The sequence below is a fragment of the Marinobacter sp. G11 genome (genome assembly GCF_021282325.1).
Lineage (GTDB): Bacteria > Pseudomonadota > Gammaproteobacteria > Pseudomonadales > Oleiphilaceae > Marinobacter > Marinobacter vinifirmus.
The window spans coordinates 1-675 of record NZ_JAJSPB010000114.1 but is presented as its reverse complement, the minus strand read 5'-3'; the positions used below and the strand labels follow the sequence as shown (position 1 = coordinate 675).

Sequence of the window (675 nt, the reverse complement as noted above, 5' to 3'; positions counted from 1 at the left end):
GAATGGATCGAGGACTATAACCGCAGCCACCCGCACAAGGGGCTAAAAATGAAATCGCCCTGGGAGTACCGGGCGGAACTGGCATCAAACGAATGAGGTGGTGTCCGGTTTAGCGGGGGCAACTACAACACCCAAGGCCATTGAATGTTGCTGGTCTAATTGAAAAAAATGTCGGAGCCGTTTTATGAAGAAAGTATCCATGATTATAGTAGCTTCTTTCGTGGCAAGTGGTGCTTCTATAGCCCACGCAGGAGGGCAAGCGGACAGATACAACGAGGCAAGAAGCTATCCTAATAAGAGCATAGATGAACGTTCCTCCCAGTATCGTGTGGAAGAGAGCGAGACCATCAAAAAACTGAAGGAAGAACATAGATTGATTAAAGAGTTGATTGGGGATCTCTTGGAAAAGCAATAACATTTATCGTTGTTTACTTGGAGCCAGACGGGCAATTACGTGGCTCCAAGATTAATTTAATGGTAGATTTTTGTTAATTTTCCCAAAATTGCGAAAGTCGCGCTTTAGTATTGATGAATCTCGTAAGGAAGACAGAGAGCCTGTAAATAAATCTGTGTAACTGCCCACCCCATTACAGGTGACCGTCCAGGCGGTCACCGAATTCGATAATAAAGCGATTCAGTGCCGGCTTCCAATCACGGATCGGCATCGTCCATTTC

At 45.6% G+C, this 675-nt stretch carries 1 protein-coding gene; it reads left to right on the top strand.

Annotated elements, in window-relative coordinates; translation table 11 throughout:
• Positions 1-184 precede the first annotated feature (184 nt).
• Positions 185-415 carry a hypothetical protein gene (locus tag LWH94_RS19290; RefSeq protein ID WP_004581712.1) on the top strand — a complete coding sequence of 77 codons (231 nt, stop codon included), beginning with the start codon at positions 185-187 and terminating at the stop codon, positions 413-415.
• The last annotated feature ends 260 nt before the right edge of the window (positions 416-675 follow it).